Here is a 24,069-nt window from a genome sequence, read left to right on the forward strand (position 1 = left end):
GGCGCGATTGCCGTTTACCCGGTGAATTCGTCCACCGGGCGTTCGCGCTCCCTTACCGAGTCGTTGCCATGTTCTCGTCCATCCGCGCCCGCATCCTCGCCGCGTGCGTCTCCATCGTCGTATTCGCGCTCGTCGCCACCACGCTCATCAACTATTTCATCGCGCGTTCGTACAACGACGACGCGATCGATCGCAACCTGACCTCCGTCGCAAGCGGCCACGTGGTCGGGATCGCCGACTGGGTCGCCACCCGGAGCCGGATGATCGCGTCGCTGCAGGATGCCGCGCTGACTCCCGATCCGCTGCCGGTGTTCAAGCAGATGGCCACGGCCGGCGGCTTCACGAACGTCTACGCGGGCTATGCCGACAAGGCGTTCCACTTCTCCGACCCGACCGGCATCCCGCCCGACTACGATCCGACCGGCCGCCCGTGGTACAAGCAGGCCGCGCAGGCCGGCAAGCCGGTCGTCACGCCGCCTTACGTCGACGCCGGCACGGGCAACCTCGTCGTCACGTTCGCGGTACCGATCCTGCGCGACGGCGCCCTGAAAGGCGTCGTCGCCGCGGACGTGTCGATGGACACCGTGATCGCGAACGTGAAGTCGATCCACCCGACGCCCGCGAGCTTCGGGATGTTGATCGACAGCAACGGCCACGTGGTTGCGCACCCGGACCCGAAGCTCACGCTGAAGCCGGTCGCCGACGTGTCGGCCGAACTCGGCGCGACGAACGGCGCGACGATCGCGGCCGCGACCGCGCCCGTCGAGGTGAGCGTCGGCGGCGACGCGAAGCTGGTGCGCGCGCGCCCCGTGCCGGGCACCGACTGGTACGCGCTGGTGCTGCTCGACAAGAGCGAAGCGACGGCCGGCATGCGCTCGCTGCTGACCGCGTCGCTGATCACGCTGCTCGTGATCGTCGCCGTCGCGTCGCTGATCATCGGCGCGATCACCGCGACCGCGTTCCGCCGCCTGTCGCAAGTGCGCCAGGCGATGGCCGCGATCGGCTCGGGCGCCGGCGACCTGACGCAGCGCCTGCCGGCTGACGGCCGCGACGAAGTGGCCGACATCGCACGCTCGTTCAACAGCTTCGTCGACAAGCTGAACGACGTGATGCGCCAGATCCGTGATGCGAGCGAATCGGTGCGCACGGCCGCGAACGAGATCGCGGCGGGCAACCAGGATCTGTCGTCGCGCACCGAATCGGCGGCGGCGAGCCTCGAGGAAACGGCGGCATCGATGGAAGAGATCACCGCGACCGTCGGCCAGTCGGCAGCGGCGGCCGGCCAGGCCGACGAACGCGCGGCGGCCGCGTCGCGGATCGCGTCGCATGGTGGCGTGGTCGTGTCGGACGTCGTCGCGACGATGGAGAAGATCGAGGAAGCATCGGGCCGGATCGGCGACATCATCGGCGTGATCGACGGGATTGCGTTCCAGACCAACATCCTCGCACTGAACGCGGCCGTCGAAGCGGCGCGCGCGGGTGAGCAGGGCCGCGGCTTCGCGGTGGTCGCGCAGGAGGTGCGCAGCCTCGCGCAACGCAGTGCGCAGGCCGCGCGCGAAGTGAAGGTGCTGGTCGAATCGACGGTTGCGAGCGTGTCGGCCGGGTCCGGGCAGGTGCGTCAGGCCGGCGATACGATGCGCGAGATCGTCTCCAACGTGTCGAACGTGACGACGATCATCTCCGAGATCACGCACGCGGCGAACGAGCAGACGCGCGGCATCCAGGAAGTGAATCGCGCGGTCACGCAGCTCGACGAAATGGTGCAGCAGAACGCGGCGCTCGTCGAACAGTCGACCGCTGCCGCGACCGCGCTGCAGTCGCAGGCGAACGCGCTGGCGACGACGGTCGGGCGCTTCAAGGTCGCGTAACGCGGCGCGCGGGAAGCGCGGCCGCACCGCTCAGGAGCGGCCGCCGTCGCGCATCAGCGCGAGCCGGTTGTAGAGCGTTTTCAGGCTGATTCCGAGCGCTTTCGCGGTGCGTGGCTTGTTGCCATCGAAGTGGCGCAGCGTCGCCGCGATGAAGCGCTGCTGCGCATGGTGCAAGGTCGCGCCGAGCGGCAGCGCCATCGTGTTCTCCGACAGGCGCTCGGGCGGCAACGCCGGCTTCGGCAGCGTGACGTCGATACCCTCGTCCGCCAGGATGTACGCGCGCTCGATCGTGTTGTGCAGCTCGCGTACGTTGCCGGGCCACGAATACGCGCGCAACGCGGCGATCGCTGCTTCGGTCAGCCGCTTGTGCAAGTGATGCCGCGTGTTGAGCGCGTCGACGAATTCCAGCGCGATCGTCTCGATGTCGCCGTCGCGCTGGCGCAGCGGTGGCACGTACAGCGCAAACGCGGCGAGGCGGTAGAACAGGTCCTCCCGCAGCCGGCCGTCGCGCACGGCTTCGGCCGGGTTGTGGCGCGTGGCCGACACGATGCGCACGTCGAGCGGAATCGCGTCGGTGCCGCCCACCCGGACGATCGCATTCGATTCGATCGCCCGCAGCAGTTTCACCTGCAGCGGTGCAGGCATTTCCGCGATCTCGTCGAGCAGCAGCGTGCCGCCGCGCGCGACTTCGAAGAAACCTTCCCGCTGCGCAATCGCACCGGTGAAACTGCCTTTCTCGTGCCCGAACAACTGCGATTCCGCGATATCGGGCGGAATCGCGCCGCAATTCACGGGGACGAACGGGCCATCCCGCCGGGCACTGAGATCGTGCAACCGGCGCGCGACGATATCCTTGCCGACCCCGCTTTCGCCGGCAATCATCACGCTCGCGCGGGTCGGCGCGATTTTTTCGATGCGGCCGAGCAGCGTGCGCATCGCGGACGACCGGCCTGACAGCCGGCGGCCGTCTGCGCGCTGCTTCGAACGGTTGGCGGTTTCTCCCATCGGTGTTGGCGGGCCGTTTTGAAAATCGGCACCACGCGTTCCGTTGATTGCAATATTTATCATCGACAGCGAAACGACCGTAAAGGTGCCGCGGAATAGAAATTTCCAATGTGCGCGGCGAGGGCGGAAGAAACAGGCCATCGATTCCTGACACGAATCGCGGCACTTCCGGGCCATCCTGGGTCGTATCGGTGCTTTTTTACAGCATTTCGATAAAAAGGCCGGTCGCGGCCATGATGCGCCGATGCGGCCCGTGACACCGGTCGGTGCCCGACCGGCCGCCGCCCCCGTACTTGGGGCCGCCAGGCAGCCAGGTAACCGGCACGGCGTGCCATCGGCCATCCACGGCCGGAATCGGGTATGCCACTTGCGGATGCCATCACGCTCGCCCGGCACGCTCGACGGCAGGCCTGCTGCCGACCAGCGGCATGACACCGTGCGACGGGAGCCGGCGCGACGCAAGGATGCAATGAGAACCCTGACCCGTGAGCTGTTACGGCAGGGTGCATGGGTGGTGCTGGCCGTCGGGCTGGCGTCCGCGCTGCAGGCGTGGGCGGTTCGCGTCGTCGGCGAGCATGCGCCATTTGCGCCGCTGCCTTTCTATGTCGGCGTGGCGGCTGCGGCATGGCTGACGTCGTTCGGCGGCGGCCTGGCCGCGGCGGCCGCGAGCGTGGCCGTGATCGGCGTGTTGTGGTGGCGCGATGCGCCGCTGGCCACGCTGCTCGCGCAGGCCGGCGCATTCATCGCGATCAGCTTCGTCGAATGCGTGCTCGTGATGGCCGTGAAGCCGTTGCTCGCGAACGATCGTCTGCGCGAACCCGATGACGACGGCGACGCCGCTGCGCGCGAGCCGGCGCCTGCCGCCCGCGTCCCCGTTCCCGTCCCTGACGACGGCCTGCTGCGCCGCGTGGTCGATGCGTCGCCCGACGCGATCGTCGGGGTCGATGCCGCACGCCGGATCACGAGCTGGAATCCGGCCGCGCGACGGATCTTCGGCATCGACGCGGCGCAGGCCACCGGGCGCGATATCACCGCGATGATCGCGCCGCGCTGGTTGCGGCGGCATCCGGTGCCCGCATCGTTCGCGAACCTGCATGCACTGGTCGGGCCGCTCGACGTGCTGTGCATACGGCGCGATGGCAGCCGTTTTCGTGCAACCTTCGCCGCGTCGCCGATCGTCGATGCGCAGGGCCACTGCACGGGCCTGTCGATGACATTGCGCGAAGCGCGCGAACGCCGTCGTGGCGAGCGGCGCAACATGCGCTCGCTGCGCGGCGCGCGCGACGCTCGTGCCCAGGCGGACACGTCGAACCGGCTGAAGGACGAGCTGCTGGCGACGGTGTCGCACGAACTGCGCACGCCGCTGAACGTGATCTACGGCTGGGTCGAGGTACTGCGCAACGTCGATGGCCAGGGGCTCGCGCAACAGGCGGTCGATGCGATCGATCGCAGCGCGCGGTCGCTGTCGCACATGGTGGCCGACCTGCTCGACGCGTCGGCGCTCGCAACGGGCCGCTTGCGCCTCGAGCGCGTGCCGGTCGATCTCGTGCGGGTCGTGCGCGACGCCACGCGTGAACTCGACGCGACCGCACAGGCGAGTGGGCTCGAACTGTCGACCGAATGCGAGATGCCGACCTGCGTGATTCCGGCGGACCGCGAGCGCGTGCGTCAGGTCCTGTCGAACCTGTTGTCGAACGCGATCAAGTTCACGCCGCCGGGCGGCCGCATCGTCGTGTCGCTGACCCGTGCCGGCGAGCGCGTGCGGCTGTCGGTCGCCGATACCGGGCAGGGGATTGCGCCGGAATACCTGCCTCATCTGTTCGAGACGTTCAGCCGGCCCGAACGCGCATTCGCGTCGCCGAAGCGCGGCCTCGGGCTCGGCCTGTCGATCGTGCGCAACATCGCGCAACTGCATGGCGGCGAGGTCGTCGCGACGAGTGCCGGCACCGGGCGCGGGACGACCGTGACGGTCACGCTGCCGGCAGGCTGGGACGCCGCCGATCCGGCCGAGAACCTGTTGCACGCGGGGGGCACGCCGGACACGGTGGCGCTCGACGGCCAGCGCGTGCTCGTCGTCGACGACGATGCGACATCGCGTGCGAGCCTTGCCGCGGCACTCGAAACGATGGGCGCACAGGTGTCGACCGCGCAATCGGGGCACGACGCGCTCGATGTGGTGGAACGGCAAGCGCCGAACGTCGTGCTGTCGGATCTCGCGATGCCGGACGGCGATGGCTTCTGGCTGCTCGACCGCATCCGCCATTTGCCGGGCGGCAGCGGGCATCTGCCCGTCATCGCGGTCACCGCGCACGCCGGCAACGCCGACCGGCATCGCGTGATGGCCGCCGGCTTCGACGCGTATCTGTGCAAGCCGGTGGACATGCCGACGCTGGCGAGCGTGATTGCCGATGTCGCACCCGACGCCGAGCACGGTCGGCACACCCGCGGCCGGTAGCCGCCGGCGCGGACGCTCGCCCGGTCAGCCACGAGGCAAGGAGGCACGATGGACGCAACGGAAAGCACGTGGCACGACGGTGCGTCGAGCACCGTTTCGCCTTCCTCGATCAGCCAGTATGGCGAACTGCCGTAGTACGCATGCAGTGCCTCGGCCCAGTCCGGATCGGCCATGGCCGGCCAGCGGTTCCGGTCGAAGCCGGGGGCTTCGCGCACGCGTTCGGTGGCGACCGGCAGCACGAAGCATTTGCGCCCGACGTCGAGCACGAGCACGTTCCACGGCACGGCGAGCAGCTTGTCGCCGCTCCCCGGCACGCCGCGCGACGGATGCCGCCGACGATGCGCGTGTCGGCGCGCGACGGTCTGTCCGTTGTCATCGAACACCTCCTGGTCGAAGCGGCACCCCGGGGCGGGCCACGCGGCATGAACGGGCGCCGGTCAGCGCCGGCGCGGCAGCGACACGTCCTCGAGCGTATTGGCCAGCTCGTCGCGCTCGGGGCCGCCCGCGCGTGTCGCGATGTCGCCGAGCGACACGATGCCGACCAGCCGCCGGTTGCGGTCGAGCACCGGCAATCGATGCAACTGCGCGTCGGCCATCCGCTGCTGGACGTCGCCGACGCCGTCGTCCTCGACACACCATTGCACGGGCGTGGACGCGACCGCCTTGACGGGCGTATCGGACGCATGACCGTGCGATAGTCCGCGCACGGCGAGGTCGCGATCGGTCACGATCGCGACGAGTTCGGTGCCGTCGCAAATGGGCAGCACGCCGATATCGAAGCGCCGCATCAGTTCGGCCGCATGGCGAATCGTGTCGGTCGGCGCGACGCACACCACGTCGCGCGACATGATCTCGGTGACGCGATACATGAACGTCTCCTTCGTGAGCGAGACGATGAGGAAGCAGACGGCGTGCCGCGCGCATGCCGCCCACGCCGGGGCGCGACCGCCAGGCGACGGAGAAATTTGCCAGCCCGCTTGTACATCTTCCACGGCGGCAGCCGTGAACGGGCGGGGCGGAACGTCAGTGGCCGATGCCCGTCATCGCGACGATCGCGAGCACCACTGCGCTTTCGATCGCCGCCAGCGCAGCGACGCCGGCGGCGCCGCTGATTTCATGCCATCTGCGTTCAAGGCGTTTCATCAGATCAACTCCGGATTGCTCCGGCGCGCCGCTGCGCCGCCGCGCAGCGCGGGCCGGGTGCCACCGTCAGCCGTGATCGGGGGGCGGGGAAGGAACGTGCGGCGCGCGGCGTTCGTGCTTGCCGGACGGCTTGGCAGGATCGATACGGGTCGCGCCGCCAACGGCGGGCGGGTCGCTGGCCGGAAACGTCTCCTCGAGTCCCTCGTCGATGCGTTCCTCCGTCTTGTCTTTGGACGGCGGGCGCGACGTGGCGAGCCAGAGCAGTCCGGCAGCCGGTGACACGGCGTCGTGGCGGCCGGGGGCGTGAACGGTCATGGTCGAACCTCCTTGGTCATGGATGCGGGCGCAAGCGCCATGCCTGCGCGGGCCGACGGCACGACGCTTGCGCGTCGGCGGAACCGGACGGGGCGCGGCGCAGCCACGCGCGCCGTCGGCGTGGACGAGAGGACATCGTGATGAATGCATCCAAGAAAAGGATACGTTACGACGCGAACGTATGCGGCGGCGATTTCTCCCATGTGCGCGAACGTTTCGACACGTGGAAGCGCGAATCGCTGGTCTATCGGCCCGAGCGGCGCATGTTCGACGGCAAGGACGAGGTACGCGAACTGAACGACACCGTCTACGACGGCCCCGAGCGCGCGCAGCGGGCGCTCGTCGCGCAATGCACGCCGTCCGACCGGTGCGCGCTCGCGGTGCGGCTGATCGCGGAGGGGCGCGCGATGTGGCTGGTGATGGCGGCCTACGACGACTGAGCGCACCGCACCGCAGCGCCCGACCGGAGCGGGCAACCGGAGGAAAACGGCGCGGCAGCGGGCACGCCGCTTGCGCGCGGTGCCAGCGCCATCGAGATGCGCGCGCCGTCGCGCAGGAGAGACATGAAGACGCCATTCACGCTGCACCGCCCCGAGCCGACAACGCCCGACGTCGACCCGGATCCGCCGCCGCCCGGGCACGACGATCCCGTCGATCCGCCGGTACCCGACGGGCTGCCGCAGGGCGACCCACCGTCGCACCCGCCGCCGATGCGGATGCCGGGAGGTAGCGGTGCGCCACAACCGGCCGCGCGAAACCTGAAAAAAGGAGGACCCTCATGGACATTCACGTGCAATCGCCAGACAAGCGCGCGATCGCTCAGGTGCTGGGCCGCTATTTCGAATCGCGCTCGTTGCGCTATCACATCGAGGAATTGCCGGGCGGCGTGCTGCAGATCGGTTTTCGCGCCAGCGGCCACCCGGTCGCCGTCACCGTGTCGTTCGACGATGCCGCGTACGACACCTATACGCACTGGGATGCGAGCCAGAAGCAGCTCGCGCTCGGAAGGCTTGCCGATGGCTTCTCGCGGATGATGTCGACACGCAGCCCGGCCGCGCTGGCCGGCGACTATCACGTCGAGCGCTTCTGATTCCACCACGCTTCACCGGTCGGTGCCGGCCTACGGCAAAGTGCCCGCGCGTAGCGGGCGCTTTGCGTCTGCGCGCGTGTCGCGTAGGATGTCCGTTAATTCAGCGCACGCTACGTTCGCGCCGCAGGCTGCCAGCCGCTGCAGCCGAAGAGGCGCGATGCGCTTTCCTTCAGGTTCGATTCGCGCAACCGACGGGGACCGCCTTGATGACTGCTGCTCGCCCTTTGCTGTCGCCCGGCGCACGCCGGTTCGTTTCCGGTGTGTCGGCCTTTGCGGCGCTCGCCGCGGCCGGTGCCCGCGACGCGTCGGCCCAGACGCCTTCGCCGCTCGGCGAATGGCAATACTCGGCGGGTGTGCCGCTCGAAAAACTGTACGACCCGAACATCTCCACCTGGGATATCAGCGTGGGGGCCGCAATGACGCTGCAGCCGCGCTATGCGGGCTCCGATCGCTATCGCGTGATGGGCGGCCCGAATCTCGACATCCGCTATCGCGACCTGTTCTTCCTGTCGACGGGCGAGGGGCTCGGTGCGAACGTGCTGCGCGGGCCGAACTGGCGCGTGAGCCTGTCGGTCGGTTACGACCTCGGGCGCCGTTCGGCCGACGATACCGAACACCTGAACGGCCTCGACAACATCAACGCGGCACCGGTGATGAAACTGGCGGCCGATTACGTGATCTCGAAGGAATTTCCGCTCGTGCTGCGCGCGGATATCCGGCGCAGCCTCGGCGGCTCGAATGGCTGGGTCGGCGATTTCTCCGCGTACATGCCGCTGCCGGGCAGCAACGAGCATTTCTTCTGGTTCGCGGGGCCGACCGTGTCGTTCGCCGATTCGCGCTACATGAACAGCTGGTTCGGCGTGAACCAGGGCGCCGCCGCGCGTTCCGGGCTGCCGGCCTATTCGTCGGGGGCCGGGCTCAAGTCGTTCGGCGCGGGCGTGACGATGGCCTGGTTCGTGAACAAGCACTGGTTCGTCACGATCGACGGCGCGATCGAGCAGCTCGTCGGCCGCGCCGCGCGTAGCCCGATCACGCAGCAGTCGACCAACGGCGTGTTCGACATGTCGGTGAATTACCAGTTCTGACGGCGGCCGGGCAGCAGGGCGCGACGATACGGGGTGGGGCATCTGCCGGCACATTTGATATGATTCCGACCTGTACAAATGTACAGTGAACAATCCCCGTGACGCCTGCTTCGCCGACGCCCCCGGCGTTTTACTACCTGACCAATTTCGAACGCGCGCTGGCCTGGCTCGGCGAGCGTTACGACGATCTGTTCGACGCGCACGAGTACGCGTTCGTCCGGCAGTTCGCGACGCTGCCGCAGGCGTCGCGCGCGCTGCTCGTGCGGATGCTGATGCGCAACGGGGCCGACTTCCGCGCCAGCAAGCTCGTGTACGACGAAATCGGCTGCACGCTCGACGCGGCCGCGCCGCTCGTCGAACTCGGCTGGGTCGATCCGGCGCCCGCGCTGACGCTCGACGAACTGTTCGCGCTATCGACCAAGGCCGATCTGCTGCGCATCTTCCCGGCACTCGCCGCGCATGCGGGCGAGCGCAAGCCCGAATGGCTCGAACGGCTGCGGCCCGAGCACGACGTCGCGCAACCGCTCGACGCGTGGTGCGCGCAGGCCGGCGACCGCGTGCTGCGCGTGACGGTGGGCGCGCTGTGCGACCGGCTGCGCCTGATGTTCTTCGGCAATCTCCATCAGGACTGGAGCGAGTTCGTGCTCGCCGATCTCGGCGTGTTCCAGTACGAAAGCGTGCCGATCGCACCGTCGTCCCGTGCGTTCCAGCAGCGAGGCGACGTCGACGCGTATCTCGCGCTGCAGATGTGCCGCGATGCGCTCGACGCATGGCCCGACGATCTGCCGTTCGACGACCTGATGCGCGCGATCGACGCGGTCGGCTGCGGGCAGCCGTGGCTCGCGACGCGTCGCGCGAAGCTGCTGTTCGCGCTCGGGCAGACTTGCGAGCGCCGGGCCGACTGGACTGCCGCGCTCGACGCGTATGCGCGCAGCGCATGGCCCGGCAGCCGCCATCGGCGCATCCGCGTGCTCGAACGCTGCGGGCGTGACGACCACGCGCTCGCGCTGGCGCTCGATGCGCGCCGCGGCTTCGAGAGCGACGAGGAACGCCAGCGTGTCGAGCGCATGCTGCCGCGCCTGCAGCGGCGGCTCGGCCAGCGCGTCGAACGTGCGGCCGCCGCCGCGGACGTACCGCGCGAAACGCTCGTGCTGGCGCGCCCCGATGCGTTCGTCAGCGTCGAATTCGCGGTGCGCGACCATCTCGCGCAAGCGGCTTCGCCGGTTCATTACGTCGAAAACACACTGATCAATTCGTTGTTCGGGTTGCTGTGCTGGGAACCGGTGTTCGCGGCGGTGCCCGGTGCGTTTTTCCACCCGTTCCAACGCGGCCCGGCCGACCTGCACGCGCCCGATTTCGCCGCGCGCCGGGCAGACGCGTTCGCCGCGTGTTTCGCGCAACTCGATTCGGGCGCCTATCGCGACACGATTCGCCGGCATTTCGCGACGAAGGCGGGGCTGCAATCGCCGTTCGTGTTCTGGGGCGTGCTGAGCGACGAACTGCTCGACGAGGCGCTCGCGTGCCTGCCGGCCGAGCACTTGCGGCTGTGGTTCACGCGCCTGCTCGCGGATATCCGCAGCAACCGGTCGGGGCTGCCCGATCTCGTCCGCTTCTGGCCCGGTGAGCGCCGCTACGAGCTGATCGAGGTGAAAGGCCCCGGCGACCGCCTGCAGGACAACCAGACGCGCTGGCTCGCCTACTGCGTCGCGCACGGCATCCCGGTGCGCGTGATCGATGTCGAGTGGGCCGGTGAAGGCGTCGCGTACGCCGAAGCGGCGGGTCTGTCCGCATGAGCTACGTCGTCGCGGTGCGGGCGATGTGCGAGTTCACCGCGCGACGCGGCGATCTCGACCTGCGCTTCACGCCCGCGCCGACCGCGCTCGAAGGCATCGCCGGCCACGGCGCGGTCACGTCGAGCCGCGGCGCACGCTACGAAACCGAGATCGCGCTGACGGGCACGTGGGGCGCGCTCACCGTGCGCGGCCGCGCAGACGGCTACGATCCGGTGGCGAACCGCCTCGAGGAGATCAAGACCTATCGCGGCAGCCTCGATGCGATGCCGGCCAACCATCGCGTGCTGCACTGGGCGCAGGCGAAGGTCTATGCGCACTTGATGTGCGACGCGCGCGGCCTCACGGAAATCGACGTCGCGCTCGTCTATTTCGACATCGTGTCCGAGCGCGAGACGATGCTGACGCAAACGCTGGGGGCGGCCGAGCTCGCGACGTTCTTCGCGGAGCAGTGTGCGTGCTTCGTCGGCTGGGCCGAGCGCGAGACGGCCCATCGCGCGGCGCGCGACACGGCCCTGCGCGCGCTCGCGTTTCCGCACGGACAGTTCCGCAGCGGCCAGCGCGAGCTGGCGGTGGCCGTCTATCGCGCGGCACGCGACGAGCGTTGCCTGATGGCGCAGGCGCCGACCGGTATTGGCAAGACGCTCGGCACCGTGTTTCCGCTGCTGAAGGCCTGCGGCGAGGGCGAGCTCGACCACGTGTACTTCCTGACCGCGAAAACACCTGGCCGCGCGCTCGCGCTCGAAGCGGCGACGACGCTCGGCGCCGGCACGCCCGCGCTGCCGCTGCGCGTGCTGGAACTCGTCGCGCGCGACAAGGCATGCGAGCATCCCGACAGCGCGTGCCACGGTGAATCGTGCCCGCTCGCGAAAGGTTTCTACGACCGGCTGCCGGCCGCGCGCGATGCGGCGATCGAGGCCGGGCTGCTCGATCGGGACACGGTGCGCGCGGCCGCGCTCGCGCATGACGTCTGCCCGTACTACCTGTCGCAAGAGCTCGCGCGCTGGTCCGACATGATGATCGGCGACTACAACTACTACTACGACGGCAGCGCGATGCTGCACACGCTCGCGCAGCAGAACCAGTGGCGCGTCGGCGTGCTCGTCGACGAAGCGCACAACCTGCTCGATCGCGCGCGCAAGATGTACAGCGCGTCGCTCGATCCGTTCGCATTCGCGGCCGCGCGCGAGGCCGCGCCCGCCGCGCTGCGCAAGGCCTTCGACCGGCTCGCCCGCGCATGGGGTACGGTCAATCGCGCGCAGGCCGAGCGCTATGCCGCATATCCGGAGATACCGGGCCCGATCGTGTCGGCCGTGCAGAATCTCGTCGCGGCGATCGGCGAACACCTGACCGACGCGCCGCGCGCGAACGGCGACGCGCTGCTGCGGTTTCATTTCGAGGCGATCCAGTTCGGCGTGCTGGCCGAAGCGTTCGACAGCGCGTCGATCTTCGATGCGACGCTGCATGGCGAGCCGATGCCGCGCCAGCCGGCGCTCGACGGCGTTGCGGCGCCCGGCCGCCGGCGCCGCGTGCAGTCGACGCTGTGCGTGCGCAACGTGATTCCGGCCGGCTTTCTCGCATCGCGCTACGAAGCCGCGCGCGCGACCGTGCTGTTCTCGGGCACGTTGAGCCCGTTTCATTTCTATCGCGACACGCTCGGGTTGCCCGGCGACACGGGCTGGCTCGACGTCGACGGGCCGTTCCGCGCCGAGCAACTGACGGTGCGCGTCGCAAGCCACGTGTCGACGCGCTGGCGCGACCGCGACCGTTCGCTCGAACCGATCGTGGACCTGATCGCCGCGCAGTACGCGACGCGGCCCGGCAACTACCTTGGCTTCCTGAGCAGCTTCGATTACCTGGGGCGCGTGGTCGCGCTGATGCAGACGCGGCATCCGGACGTGCCCGTCTGGGCGCAGGCGCCCGGCATGGCCGAAAGCGAGCGCGACGCGTTTCTCGCGCGCTTCGACGCGGGCGGGCGCGGTGTCGGCTTCGCGGTGCTGGGCGGGGCGTTCTCGGAGGGCGTGGACCTGGTCGGCGAGCGGCTGATCGGCGCGTTCATCGCGACGCTCGGGCTGCCGCAGGTCAACGACGTCAACGAGCAGATGCGGCGCGCGATGGACACGCGTTTCGGCAACGGCTACGACTACATGTACCTGTATCCGGGCTTGCAGAAGGTCGTGCAGGCGGCCGGGCGCGTGATCCGCACCGAGCACGACGAAGGCGTCGTGCATCTGATCGACGACCGTTACCGGCGGCGCGAAGTGCGCGATCTGCTGCCGCGGTGGTGGCGGATCGGGTGAGACGGAAGAAGCGCTGCCGGCAGACTGCCGATTCCGGCAGGTGGGCGCCATCCGTCGCGTAACGAGATCGGGCGGCCGCGGCCTGGGCGGGTGCTGCCGCTACAGCACATTCAGCATCGCGAGCGCGGCTTCCTGCAGGTGCGGCAGGACGCGCCGCACGGCTGCGTCGGTCGTCTCCGCGCCGATCGGCATGTTCGTGCTCAGCGCGGCGACCACTTCGCCGTGACGGTTCTTCAGCGGCACCGCGATCCCGCGCACGCCGACCTGCAATTGCTGTTCGATCGCCGCGAAACCGGCGTCGCGTGCCTGGTCGACCTGTTCGAGCAGGCGTGCCTTGTTGGTGATCGTGTGCGGCGTGAACGGCGGCAGTTCGGTGTCGTCGAGCCACGCGCGCACGGCTTCGCGATCGGGATGATGGGCGAGCAGCACGACACCCGGCGACGTCAGCGGCGCCGGCACGCGCGCGCCGAGCACGAAGCCGGTCGTCATCACGCGCGACACGCCGTTGCGCGCGATGAACACGAGTTCCCAGCCGTCGAGCACGCTCACATACGCCGACTCGTTCAGCGATGCGCTCAATTGCTGCAGATAGGGCTGGACCGTGCGCGGCAGCCGCGCCGAATCGAAGTACGACCAGCCGACCCGCAGCACGCGCGGTGTGAGGCCGTACAGCTTGCCGTCGGTGTACACGTAGCCGAGCGATTCGAGCGTCAGCAGGTAGCGCCGCGCGGCCGTGCGCGTGAGGCCGGTACGCGCGGCGGCCTGGGTGGGCGTCATGCGCGCGTGGTGGCTGTCGAACGCCTCGAGGATCGCCAGGCCTTTTTCGAGGCCGGCAATCCAGTCGCGTCGGTCGAGTTCGGGCTTTTTCATCGTAGGAGGGGCGCCTGGGTGCGCGGTAATCGCGCACGAATGGGCGATTATCGCGCAAATCGGCTCTGTCGCAACGCATGGCCGGGCTTGTATGATTCGACGCTGGATGTGTGCCCCGAGCCCGGAACATGACCGTCGACGACAACCGATATCTCCTCCTGCCAATCGCCCGCCGTATCGCCCGCTGCGCCGTGCTGGCGGCGCTGGTGTCGTTGCCGGCGGCGCAGGTTTGTGCAGGGGTGCCGGCCACGCAGGACGCATGGACCGTGGCGGTCAGGCAGGCCATCCTGCAGCGGCTGCAGATCCCGGCCGGGTCGGGCCATCCGTCGTCCGGCACTTACAAGGCGCGCCTGAGCGCACGAATCAGCCGCGACGGTTCGGTGACGCAGGTGGAAATCGGGCAGTCGTCGGGCTATACGGATCTGGATCAGGCGGCGGTGGCCGCGTTCCGGGGCGGGAACGTGCCGGCGTTCTCGCCGGACATGCCCCAGGATTCGATGCTGCTCAATGTGCCGATCGTCTTCGATCTCGGCTCGGCGCAACCGGATGCCGGCGACGGGCGGCGGTTCAGCGATGCGATGACGGGGCTGTCGTTCTCGGTGCCGGTGCCGCTGCAGTTGGGGGAACGGCATACGCGGCCGTCGATGCCGCTGGTCGTCGACGTGACGAATCCCGAGCCGGTGCCGCGCTATGCGGGGAAATCGAGCAGCCTGTGCGCGGTGGCGCTGAAGTCGCAATCTTCCGCGATGGCCGACGTATCGCAGCGCCAACTGAATTCACCGGAGGCGATCGCCAACCTGAAGGCGTCGATCGAGTCGACGATTTCGATCCTCGGCGTGATCGAGCGCATGTCGCCGATCGAGCTCGGCGGCGGCGTGAAGGGGCAGGAAACCGTGTATTCGCCGAAGATCGGGCCCGATCATGAGCGCGTCAGGCTGTACATGGCGCTCGGCGATACACCGAACTACCGGATCAGCCTGACGTGCGCGACCTATGTGGAAGACATGCCGAAAGCCTTGCCGCTGTTCCGCAGCGTAGTGAAAACGATGGCGTTGGGGACGTCGCACTGAGCGGCAGTCATGACGTCGTGGCGAGGTGCGCCGTTTTCAGGGCTGCGGAAGGCTTCGGACAACTGGATGGACACGAGCGTCCGGTATTCATCGAGCCCGACCGACGACAGCCTCGGCCAGCGGCCGAGCCATCCCGCACGCGGGACGACCGCGTGATGCTGTACGGCTTCGATCACATGGGCGCGGGCGACGTCGACTGCGGGGAGTGACGCCAAGCGGGGAGCACGGCCGGCTGGAACCGGCCGACGGGCAGGTGATGCTGATTGCCGGGCTGACTGTCGAGGCAGCCGGAAGAACACGGAAAGGGAAAAGGCGGCCGCGATATCACGCGTACCGCCTCCGGCGCAGCGCTCGTTACTCGCTGCTCGTCCACTCGACGTTCGCGCCGACCGAACGCAGGTTCTCGACGAAGTGCGGGTGTGCGCGGCGGATCGGCAGCGCGTTCATGATTTCCGAGCGGCCTTCGATGCTTGCGGCCACCATCAGCAGCGCGATCGCGACGCGGATGATGTACGGGCTCTCGACGCGCGCCGGCGTCAGTTGCAGGCCGCCGAACGTGATCAGACGATGCGGATCGGACAGCAGCACGTGCGCGCCGAACTTCGACAGTTCGCCCGACCAGCCGAGCGCACCGTCGTAGACCTTGTTCCAGAACATCGCGCTGCCTTCCGCGCGCACGCCGAGCGCGATGAAGATCGGCAGCAGGTCGACCGGCAGGTATGGCCACGGCGCGGCTTCGACCTTGGTGAGAATGTTCTGCGTGAACGGGCGGCGCACGCGCAGCGGGCCGTCGCGTTCCGCGCGCGACCAGCCGTCGCGGTGCGTGACGTTGACGCCGAACTTCGCGAACGTGCGGTCGATCAGCGGGAAGTGTTCGGGCGACGAGTTGCGCACCGTGATGTCGCCGCCCGTGATCGCGCCGAGCGCGAGGAACGTCGCGATCTCGTGGAAATCCTCGGCGAAGCGGAACTCACCGCCGCCGAGCTTGCGGCCGCCCGTCACGCAGAGCCGCGACGTGCCGATGCCCTCGATCGCGACGCCGATCATCGCGAGGAACTGGCAGAACTCCTGCACATGCGGCTCGGACGCGGCATTCATCAGTGTCGACGTGCCGTTCGCGGTCGTCGCGCACAGCGCGAAGTTCTCGGTGGTCGTCACCGACGCGTAGTCGAGCCAGTGGTCGTTGGCCGTCAGCGGGCCGTCGGTGCGGACGATCAGCGAATCGGGCGTGCGCTCGATGTGCGCGCCGAAGCGCTCGAACACCTCGACGTGCGGATCGATTTCGCGCACGCCGAGCGTGCAGCCCTTCACGTCGTTCTCGAGGCGGGCGACGCCGAAACGCGCGAGCAGCGGCGGGATCAGCATGATCGACGAGCGCATCGCTTCCGGCAGCCGATGGACCGCCGGATCGAATTTCGTGTTGCGATGGTGGAGCTCGAGCAGGCCAGTCGTGAAGTCGACCGATACATCGCTGCCGAGCGTGCGGAAGATGTCGAGGATCTTGCGTACGTCGGTGATATCCGGCACGCCGATGAGACGCAGCGGCTGATCGGTCAACAGGGTGGCGCACAGAATCGGCAGGACGGCGTTCTTGTTCGCGGACGGCTTGATGTCCCCGCGCAGCGGAGTGCCGCCGTGGACGATGAGATTCGACATGATATGGGGGCGTATCGGTGACTGACGTAGGCCCATATGATGCCATTGGTCGGCGGGCGGCGTGGAATGTTCAGAGGGGAAAAGGGGGAATCGGTGGGTGTGATTGACGGTGTTTGACGTTGGACACGGACGATATCGGCAATCCAACGCTAAGACTGGCGCGCAGAAACGGAAATAGTCAGCTGCGGTGACTGGGATCAGACCGGTTTCTTATCTCGTAAAATAGAGACCGGACTCCCGAATGCGGCCCTTCATGTCGACGCCAACACCAAAATCCCTCGTATCTGACGACGTTTCCGCGAATGCCGACGGTCGGCCGTGGACGCATGAAGAACTCCGTTCTTCAGTCGATGAATATCTCAAAATGCTCGAGAGCGAGCGCGCGGGGCAGCCTTACGTCAAGAAGGCCGTGTACGACAGGCTGGCCGGGCTGTTCAATCGCACGGCGAAAGCGTTCGAGTACCGAATGCAGAATATTTCCTATGTACTGGCGTTGATGGGGCGCCAATGGCTTCCCGGGCTCAAGCCGGCGAAAAACGTTGGTTCGAACGGTGTGCTGATCGAGCAATTCATCAACGAACTGGGGCAGCGGCCGGCTGCTCCGGCCGTGAAATTCGAACTCGACGTGCGCGACGCGTTGAAAAAGGCGCAGATTGCGCCACCGCCGGGAAACGCGAATCCTGCGGCCACCAGTGCGACCGTGACCCAAATTCGCCGCGATCCATTGGTCAAGGCGTGGGTATTGGCGCAAGCGAACGGGACGTGCGAATGCTGTAGCGAGCCCGCGCCGTTCAAGGGAGCAGATGGCCTGCCGTATTTGGAAGCGCACCATGTCCGCAAGCTGGCGGAGTTGGGTCCCGATCTTGTGTCGAATACGGTGGCTGTTTGCCCAAACTGCCACCGTGAGTTGCATTACGGCGAAAACGCCAGACAACTCGTAGAACGCCTTTACGCACGTTTGCCGCGTCTCGTTCGCGCGTAACGGCGACGGGCGTTTCCTGCGTTACTGCGCCGCCCGCATCCGCGCGGCGACGACCAGCGAGATCAGGCAGCCCACCGCGAGATAACCGGCGACGAGGTGCCACGAACCGCCGGCCACGCTGACGAGGCCTACCGCGATGAACGGCGTGAACCCGCCGCCGACCACGCTCGCGAACTGGTAGCCGACGCCCGCGCCGCTATAGCGGTATTCGGCGCCGAACAGCTCGGTGAACAGCGGCTGCTGGACGCTCACGACCATGTCGTGCGCGGCGTTCGCGAGCAGGATCGAGAAGATCACGATCCACGCGATCGACCGCGCCTCGAGCGCGAGGAAGAACGGCACCGCCGACGCGACGCCGATCAGCGCGCCGATCAGGTAGATGCGGCGCAGGCCGTAGCGGTCGGCCAGCCACGCGAAGCACGGGATCGTCACGCAGCTCACCGCGCCGACCAGCAGGCCGATGTTCAGGAACAGGTCGCGCGACATGCCGAGATTCGTCGTCGAATAGCTGAGCGCGAACGCGGTGACGATGTACATCGTGAACAGTTCGGCGAGGCGCAGCGCGATGATCAGCAGGAACGCCTTCGGATGGCGCGTCAGCGCTTCGAGCACCGGCAGGCGCAGCTTGCGGTTGCCGTGTTCGACCTGGTCGACGAACTCCTGCGATTCGTCCATGTTCTTGCGCACCCACAGCCCGATCAGCACGAGCACGATGCTGAACACGAACGGCAGGCGCCAGCCCCACGACTTGAATGCGGCCTCGCCGAGCGTGTGGCTCAGGATCGACACGATGCCCGTGGCCAGCACGAGGCCGACGCCGTAGCCGACCTGCACGCCGCTGCTGTAGAACGCCTTCTTTTGCTTCGGCGCGCTCTCGACGGCCATCAGCGCCGCGCCGCCCCATTCGCCGCCGACCGCGAAACCCTGGATCGCGCGCATCAGCACCAGCAGCACGGGCGCCCACCAGCCGATCGTCGAAAACGCCGGCAGCAGGCCGATCGCGACCGTCGACAGCCCCATCAGCATCACGGTCAGCACCAGCATCCGCTTGCGGCCGAGCCGGTCGCCGTAGTGACCGAACACGACGCCGCCGAGCGGCCGGAACAGGAAGCCGACGCCGAAGGTCGCGAATGCCGCGAGCGTGCCCATCGTCGGGCTGACTTTCGGGAAGAACTCGGAATTGAATACCAGCGCGGCGACGATCCCGTACAGCAGGAAGTCGTACCAGTCGACCACGGCGCCGACGAAGCTGCCGATCGCGGCCTTGCGGGCCTGGCTGCGTATGCGGGCACTGACGGTGGCGTCGAGTGTGTCGATGGTTGGGGTCATGGCGGTGTCTCCTGGCACGGCGCATCGAGGAATCGTGGCGGTGCCGCGTCCGATGCTGCATTGAAGTCGGTGGGTGAACGGAGAATAGGGCGCGCGCCGCCCGGCGGCAATTGGCCAAACGGGCAAGGTGCGCGATTATCGTTCAAATCCGTGCGATTATCGAACGCTTTCCGGGTTTGCACTAGGCGGCGTGGCGATATCCCGTTTGGCCAGGGTGTGCCGGCGTGAACGATCTGGTTAAAATCGGCAGCATTGATAACTCGCCCGTTCGGGGCGGATGCGCGGCGGCCGCCCTGGCCGCGCATGCCGCACGCGACGGGCGCCATCCCCATCGACGCATGCCCCCGGAGACTGGAATGCCCGGCAATTCCCACCCCCTGTCCAGCGATACGCCGCCCGTTGCCGATCCGGCTGCCAATCCGCTCGGGATGGCCGGCCTCGAATTCGTCGAATTCGCGGCGCCCGTGCCGGAAGCGCTCGCGCAGCGCTTCGAGCAGCTCGGGTTCAAGGCGATCGCGCGGCATGTCAGCAAGAACGTCACGCTCTATCGGCAAGGGCAGATGCATTTCCTGATCAACGCCGAGCCCGAATCGTTCGCCGCACGCTACGCGGAGGAATACGGGATGGGCGTCTGCGCGATCGGGTTGCGCGTGGCCAGCGCGCGGCGCGCGTTCGAGCGGGCAATCGAGCTCGGCGCGTGGGCGTTCGAAGGCGAGAAGGTCGGGGTCGGCGAGCTGAAGATTCCGGCGATCCAGGGCATCGGCGATTCGCACCTCTATTTCGTCGACCGCTGGCGCGGGCGCGACGGCCAGCGTGGCGGCGTCGGCGATATCTCGATCTTCGACATCGATTTCCGGCCGATCGACATCGCGACCGCGCATACCGATCTCGACTGCGTGGGCGTCGGGCTGCAGCAGGTCGATCATTTCACGCAGACAGTCGGCGCGGGGCGCATGCAGGAGTGGCTGGATTTCTACCACGACCTGCTGCATTTTCGCGAGATCCACGAAATCGACGCGCACTGGCATGTGTCGGAGGAATCGCGTGTGATGGTGTCGCCGTGCGGCGCGGTGCGGATTCCGGTCTACGAGGAAGGTACGCGGCGCACCGAGCTGATGCACGCGTATCTTCCCGACCATCCGGGCGAGGGCGTGCAGCATGTCGCGCTGGCCACCGACGACATCCTGTCGTGCGTCGATGCGCTGCGTGCGAACGGCGTCGAATTCATCGAGCCGCCGGCCCGCTATTACGACGACGTCGACGCGCGGCTACCGGGGCACGGCGTCGATCTCGACGCGCTGCGCCGCCGGGCGGTGCTGGTCGACGGCGAGATCGGCAGCGACGGCGTGCCGCGCCTGTTCTTCCAGACCTTCGTCAAGCGGCGGCCCGGCGAAATCTTCTTCGAAGTCGTGCAGCGCAAAGGGCATCACGGGTTCGGGGAAGGGAATCTCGCGGCGCTCGCCCGCGCGCGCGACGCCGGCTGAGCGGCCGCGGCGCCCGCATCGGGCGTCACACGCGATAGCTGATGCTTCACGCGCCGACGGCCGGCACGCGGTTCGGCGCGGGGTCGTTCGGCTCGCGCAGCACGCACGCGGTGCCGCCCGGCGTATACATCGACACGACACAGCGGTTGCACGACGTGCAGCCCGACTGCGCGAGCCGGCCGTCACGCAGCCCGTTGACGAAACCCGGCTCGAATACGAGCGCGCGTGCAAGCGCGACCGCGTCGAACCCTTCGCGCATCGCCAGCTCGACGTTCCCGCGCGAACGTACGCCGCCGAGGTAGGCGAGCGGCATCCTGACGGCCGCGCGCACTTTCCGCGAGTGCTCGAGGAAATACATCTCGCGAAACGCGCCCATCTTCGGCTCGGTGAGCTTCTGCAGCGCCATCGCGGCGCGCACGATCGCGTTGTCGGCATTCGCGCGCGCGTCGCCGGGTAGCGGGCTGCCGAACAGCTGCCACACCGATTCGACGTTCATTCCGCCGCTGAGCACGAGCAGGTGCGCACCTTCGGCTTCGAGCCGCCGCGCGATTTCGCATGCGTCGTCGGCCGTGCCGCCGCCGCGCACGCCTTCGGTCACGCCGATCTTGCAGACGACGGCGAGGTCGCGGCCCACCGCATCGAGCACGCGGCGCAGCACCTCGACCGGGAATGCGGCGCGCCTTGCCGCGTCGCCGCCGTACGCATCGCGGCGGCGGTTGTACAGCGGCGACAGGAACTGGCTGAGCAGATAGCCGTGCCCCATGTGGATCTCGACCGCATCGAAGCCGGCGTCGCGCGCATGGCGTGCGGCCTGCGCGAATTCGTCGGCAACGGCCGACATCTGGTCGCGCGTCATCGCCTGCTTCAGAAAGCGGCCGCTCATCACGCCGACCTTGTTGAAGCCGCCCGATGCGCTCAACGGCCGTGCGGTCGACAGCGACGGCAGGAACGTGAAGCAGCCGCCGTGCGTGATCTGCGCGGAGGCGGCGGCACCGTGGCGATGGACGGCGTCGGTCAGCGCGCGGAACTGGCGGACCGTCGGCACGTCGAGCCGCGCCTGGTCGACGAACGTGCGGCCGTCGTCGCTGATCGCGCAGTACGCGACGGTCGTCAGCGCGGCGCCACCTTCGGCGATGCGTTCGTGAAAGCGGACGAGCGCGCGCGACGGCACGCCGTTCGGCGTCATGCCCTCGTTGGTGGCGGACTTGATCAGGCGGTTGCGCAACGTCAGCGGGCCGATCTGCAGCGGGCTGAACGCGGTCGTGAGGTCGGCGGATTCCATGAGGGGGCGGGTGTCGGGAATGGGCACGGCGACCATTGTGCGGCGGCGGCGCAGGCGCGCATCGTCCGGGTGGACGAGCCGGGTGGCGGTGATGGCAAGCCGGTGTGCCGTCGGGCGCGCCAGCCAGGCCGGCCTCGCGCCCCGGAAGCTTCGTTCGTCATCCGACGGGATGCGATGCCGGCTGCTTCCATTCCAGCATCGCGGCGGATGCGTCAGTTCGGTCGGGTGAGCCGTCCAGTCCGCGCATTGAATCGCCGTATCCGGTTCTCGAGCCTGGCCGATGCGCCAGCGCAACCTGTACTGGACGGGATCTCGATCGCGGCGGATGTGTGCGTCCGGCCCGGATGATCTATCGAGTCCGTGCATTGAATCGCCATATCCGGTTCTCAAGCCCGGCCGATGCGCGAGCGCGACCTGAAACGGACCTGACCTCGATCGATGCATCGAAAGCCACCCGACGCTCGAGCCTGCCCCAAACCCAACAGCCACCCGTCAAGCCATTACGCGGGTTCGCCAGCCCCGAGCTTGCGAACCTGCCGGCGCATGCCATCGAAGATCGCGTCTGCCACGTCCGCGGGAAAATCCGCCGGGATCTGCGCGGCGGCTTCGGCGATCGCGGGTTCCGTGCGTGCGGCGACGGCCGCCATCGCGGCGCGCACGTCGTCTTCGGTCAGGCCGACGCGCCGGCCCTGCGCGATCCAGTGACGCGGCTGGATCTCGCCGATCACGTAGTGCCGGTTCTTCCCGCACACGGCCATCGCGAGCCGTGCGCGGCGCGGCGGAAGCTGGTTGCGGCGCGTGCCGAGGATCGGATGCGCGGACAGCACGTCGTACAGCGGCGTGCTGCGGTACGTGTTGCCGGGCAGGTGCGCGATGCTGAAGTTCTTCGCGTGCCCGTCGATCGCCGCCAGCACCCAGAACACGAGCTGCGCGATGAAGAAATTCATCCGGTCGTGCGCGGCGTCGGCCGAATTCGCGAGGATGCCCATGATCGTCTCGATGCCGGGGCCGCCGTCGGATTCGTACTTCGCGCCCGACGGCGTGCCGGTCGCCTGGCACATGTCCTCCTGCGGCAACCGCAGGATCCACGTGCGGTCGCGCGAAGCGCGCCGGTCGAAGCGCTCGACGATCAGCGCCTTCTGGTCGTCGAACCGGCCGATCTCGCACCGCGCGACCGGCAACCCGTACGCGGCGACGAGCCTGGAGCACAGCCATTCGTTTTCGACGGACGTTCGCATGTCGGCCTGCATGTTCCCGACACGCCCGAGCGGCAGCTTGAAGATGTGCGTCGTCGGCGTGCTGCCCGATGGCCGCAGCCAGCGGTTCCCCTGGCGCAGCAACGCGGTCTTTTCCTGCGCGCCGGCAATCGACAGGCGCAGGTCGCCTTCCGGCTCCGGGCGGCCGGGCAGCGGCGCGGCGGTCGCGTGGCGCAGCACGTCGGCGACAGCCGCGTCGTCGAGCGTCACGCCGTCGATCGCCTCTAGATCGACGGGCGTTTCGCCGGGCGGCAGCATCTGGATCGCGCCGACGCAATCGCGGCCGATCGACGCGAGCAGTTCGAACGGCGCCGTCGATCGAAGCCGGTAACGCTGCGCGATGCGACGGCGGATCGGCTCGCTGTCCGGCAGCAGGTTGTCGAAGTAATCGGCGACGATCGCGCCCTGGTGCGGCTGGTTGCCGGGCGTGAAGGGCAGCGACAGCGACAGCGGCCGCCCCTGCGGATCGTCGAGCCAGGCCGGCAGGTAGACGAGACGCTCGACGCCGCGCCGGACTTCCCAGTAGCCGACCGGAATGCCGTTCATCCACAGGTCGAGCCGGTCGTGACGGGTGCGCGTGGCCATCGTCACCAGTCCTCCCGCTTCGATACCCGTGGCTTGGCCGGTGTTGCCGTCGCGGGCCGCTTGCGTGCGACGCCGGTTGTGGGGTTGGCGGGACTTTTGGCGGGCGTGGTGCCGCGCGCCGCATCCGGCTTGCGTTTGCTCGCCGCCGGTTTGCGAACCGCCGGCGCGGCATCGGGCGCGGGAACAGGGCCGGCCGATTCCGCCGGGACATCCTGCTTGCCTTGCGCGAGCGTCATGTGAACACCGAGCGTGTTCAGCACTTTGAAGAGCCGCTCGATGCTGACCGCCGACGGGTTGGCTTCGAGCTGCGCGTAGGATTGCTGCGTGACGCCCAGGCGGGCGGCCAATTGCGCCTGCGTGAGGCCCGCGGCTTTCCGGAAGCCGACGAGTATCGGACGCAGCTGGGTCAGGGTCTGGACAGGAAAGGCCATCGGGCGCTCCGCGGGATGACAGGCGATCGTTTGTAATCGGGAAATACAGTCTATGGCATGTATCGTCAAAATA

At 68.2% G+C, this 24,069-nt stretch carries 19 protein-coding genes and 1 pseudogene; 10 read left to right on the forward strand and 10 right to left on the reverse strand.

Going from position 1 to position 24,069, the window contains the following annotated elements; translation table 11 throughout:
• Positions 1-68 precede the first annotated feature (68 nt).
• Positions 69-1,868, forward strand: coding sequence for a methyl-accepting chemotaxis protein (locus QZM67_RS01830; protein ID WP_175024023.1), 1,800 nt, complete (start codon positions 69-71; stop codon positions 1,866-1,868).
• Between the two features lie 30 nt (positions 1,869-1,898).
• Here QZM67_RS01830 and QZM67_RS01835 read toward each other — a convergent pair whose 3' ends face one another.
• Positions 1,899-2,936 carry a sigma-54-dependent Fis family transcriptional regulator gene (locus tag QZM67_RS01835; RefSeq protein WP_301800415.1) on the reverse strand — a complete coding sequence of 346 codons (1,038 nt, stop codon included), beginning with the start codon at positions 2,934-2,936 and terminating at the stop codon, positions 1,899-1,901.
• Between the two features lie 406 nt (positions 2,937-3,342).
• On the opposite strand from QZM67_RS01835, the gene QZM67_RS01840 reads away from it, so the two are divergent.
• A complete protein-coding gene (locus QZM67_RS01840; RefSeq protein ID WP_301800416.1) occupies positions 3,343-5,328 on the forward strand; it encodes an ATP-binding protein in 1,986 nt (661 codons plus the stop codon).
• Between the two features lie 77 nt (positions 5,329-5,405).
• Here QZM67_RS01840 and QZM67_RS01845 read toward each other — a convergent pair.
• The 3 genes and pseudogenes from QZM67_RS01845 to QZM67_RS01855 all read right to left on the reverse strand — a co-directional run.
• Positions 5,406-5,651, reverse strand: a pseudogene (locus QZM67_RS01845) (photosystem reaction center subunit H); the annotation flags it as partial.
• A 114-nt stretch (positions 5,652-5,765) separates the two neighbouring features.
• Positions 5,766-6,197, reverse strand: coding sequence for a CBS domain-containing protein (locus QZM67_RS01850; RefSeq protein ID WP_301800417.1), 432 nt, complete (start codon positions 6,195-6,197; stop codon positions 5,766-5,768).
• Between the two features lie 340 nt (positions 6,198-6,537).
• The gene (locus QZM67_RS01855) at positions 6,538-6,786 is read right to left on the reverse strand and encodes a hypothetical protein (protein WP_175024027.1); all 249 of its coding nucleotides are present in this window, start codon (positions 6,784-6,786) and stop codon (positions 6,538-6,540) included.
• Positions 6,787-6,926: 140 nt separating this feature from the next.
• Here QZM67_RS01855 and QZM67_RS01860 point away from each other — a divergent pair, with 140 nt between their 5' ends.
• The 5 genes from QZM67_RS01860 to QZM67_RS01880 all read left to right on the forward strand — a co-directional run bounded on the left by QZM67_RS01860 (position 6,927) and on the right by QZM67_RS01880 (position 13,051).
• Positions 6,927-7,226 (forward strand): hypothetical protein, encoded by a 300-nt coding sequence (locus QZM67_RS01860; RefSeq protein WP_301800418.1) that lies wholly within the window; start codon positions 6,927-6,929, stop codon positions 7,224-7,226.
• Positions 7,227-7,564: 338 nt separating this feature from the next.
• Positions 7,565-7,876, forward strand: a complete 312-nt coding sequence (locus QZM67_RS01865) for a hypothetical protein (protein WP_011355236.1) — start codon at positions 7,565-7,567, stop codon at positions 7,874-7,876.
• A 206-nt stretch (positions 7,877-8,082) separates the two neighbouring features.
• Positions 8,083-8,961: a MipA/OmpV family protein gene (locus QZM67_RS01870; RefSeq protein WP_175024029.1), complete on the forward strand. Its 879-nt coding sequence runs from the start codon at positions 8,083-8,085 to the stop codon at positions 8,959-8,961.
• A 98-nt stretch (positions 8,962-9,059) separates the two neighbouring features.
• Positions 9,060-10,754: a VRR-NUC domain-containing protein gene (locus QZM67_RS01875; RefSeq protein ID WP_301800419.1), complete on the forward strand. Its 1,695-nt coding sequence runs from the start codon at positions 9,060-9,062 to the stop codon at positions 10,752-10,754.
• A complete protein-coding gene (locus QZM67_RS01880) occupies positions 10,751-13,051 on the forward strand; it encodes an ATP-dependent DNA helicase (RefSeq protein ID WP_301800420.1) in 2,301 nt (766 codons plus the stop codon). The genes QZM67_RS01875 and QZM67_RS01880 overlap by 4 nt, the downstream gene beginning before the upstream one ends.
• A 99-nt stretch (positions 13,052-13,150) precedes the next feature.
• On the opposite strand, the gene QZM67_RS01885 is transcribed toward QZM67_RS01880, so the two are convergent.
• The gene (locus QZM67_RS01885) at positions 13,151-13,921 is read right to left on the reverse strand and encodes an IclR family transcriptional regulator C-terminal domain-containing protein (protein ID WP_175024032.1); all 771 of its coding nucleotides are present in this window, start codon (positions 13,919-13,921) and stop codon (positions 13,151-13,153) included.
• Positions 13,922-14,049: 128 nt separating this feature from the next.
• Between QZM67_RS01885 and QZM67_RS01890 the strand changes: the two genes are divergently transcribed.
• Positions 14,050-14,991, forward strand: coding sequence for an energy transducer TonB (locus QZM67_RS01890; protein ID WP_301800422.1), 942 nt, complete (start codon positions 14,050-14,052; stop codon positions 14,989-14,991).
• Positions 14,992-15,345: 354 nt separating this feature from the next.
• Here the strand turns inward: QZM67_RS01890 and QZM67_RS01895 are convergent, their stop codons facing one another.
• Positions 15,346-16,647 (reverse strand): UDP-N-acetylglucosamine 1-carboxyvinyltransferase, encoded by a 1,302-nt coding sequence (locus QZM67_RS01895; protein WP_060359039.1) that lies wholly within the window; start codon positions 16,645-16,647, stop codon positions 15,346-15,348.
• A 253-nt stretch (positions 16,648-16,900) separates the two neighbouring features.
• Here QZM67_RS01895 and QZM67_RS01900 point away from each other — a divergent pair, with 253 nt between their 5' ends.
• On the forward strand, positions 16,901-17,629 hold the full coding sequence (locus QZM67_RS01900) for an HNH endonuclease (RefSeq protein ID WP_301800423.1): 729 nt from the start codon (positions 16,901-16,903) through the stop codon (positions 17,627-17,629).
• A gap of 21 nt (positions 17,630-17,650) precedes the next feature.
• On the opposite strand, the gene shiA is transcribed toward QZM67_RS01900, so the two are convergent.
• Positions 17,651-18,958, reverse strand: coding sequence for a shikimate transporter (gene shiA, locus QZM67_RS01905; RefSeq protein ID WP_301800425.1), 1,308 nt, complete (start codon positions 18,956-18,958; stop codon positions 17,651-17,653).
• 356 nt (positions 18,959-19,314) lie between these two features.
• On the opposite strand from shiA, the gene QZM67_RS01910 reads away from it, so the two are divergent.
• Complete coding sequence (locus QZM67_RS01910) at positions 19,315-20,442, forward strand: 4-hydroxyphenylpyruvate dioxygenase family protein (protein ID WP_175024036.1); 1,128 nt, start codon at positions 19,315-19,317, stop codon at positions 20,440-20,442.
• Positions 20,443-20,488: 46 nt separating this feature from the next.
• Here the strand turns inward: QZM67_RS01910 and QZM67_RS01915 are convergent, their stop codons facing one another.
• From QZM67_RS01915 to QZM67_RS01925, 3 genes are all read right to left on the reverse strand, one after another.
• Positions 20,489-21,724 (reverse strand): NADH:flavin oxidoreductase, encoded by a 1,236-nt coding sequence (locus tag QZM67_RS01915; protein WP_301800426.1) that lies wholly within the window; start codon positions 21,722-21,724, stop codon positions 20,489-20,491.
• Between the two features lie 500 nt (positions 21,725-22,224).
• Complete coding sequence (locus QZM67_RS01920; RefSeq protein ID WP_175024038.1) at positions 22,225-23,565, reverse strand: type II toxin-antitoxin system HipA family toxin; 1,341 nt, start codon at positions 23,563-23,565, stop codon at positions 22,225-22,227.
• 2 nt (positions 23,566-23,567) lie between these two features.
• Positions 23,568-23,996 carry a helix-turn-helix transcriptional regulator gene (locus tag QZM67_RS01925; RefSeq protein ID WP_175024039.1) on the reverse strand — a complete coding sequence of 143 codons (429 nt, stop codon included), beginning with the start codon at positions 23,994-23,996 and terminating at the stop codon, positions 23,568-23,570.
• Positions 23,997-24,069: the final 73 nt, after the last annotated feature.

The organism is Burkholderia sp. AU45251, assembly GCF_030482905.1.
GTDB classification, from domain to species: Bacteria; Pseudomonadota; Gammaproteobacteria; order Burkholderiales; family Burkholderiaceae; genus Burkholderia; species Burkholderia aenigmatica.